Origin of the sequence: Gordonia sp. UBA7599, from assembly GCA_002477755.1 — a bacterium.
Lineage (GTDB): Bacteria > Actinomycetota > Actinomycetes > Mycobacteriales > Mycobacteriaceae > Gordonia.
This window is the reverse complement of the sequence record DLKD01000050.1, coordinates 24,256-24,467: the sequence shown is the minus strand read 5'-3', so window position 1 is coordinate 24,467 and position 212 is coordinate 24,256. Positions and strand designations below refer to the sequence as shown.

Sequence of the window (212 nt, the reverse complement as noted above, 5' to 3'; positions counted from 1 at the left end):
TTGCCCTGGACCTCCAGGCGCTCGGCCTTCTTCTCCAGGTAGGTCGAGTAGTTGCCCTCGTAGGGGTGCAACTTGCCGCGGTCGACCTCACAGATCCACTGCGCGACGTGGTCGAGGAAGTAGCGGTCGTGGGTGACGGCGAGGACGGCGCCGGGGTAGTTGGCCAGGAACTGTTCGAGCCACAGCACCGACTCGGCGTCGAGGTGGTTGGT

At 65.1% G+C, this 212-nt stretch carries 1 pseudogene; it reads right to left on the bottom strand.

From position 1 onward, the window contains the following. A pseudogene (locus B4L26_RS06585) lies at nucleotides 1–212 on the bottom strand (energy-dependent translational throttle protein EttA); the annotation flags it as partial.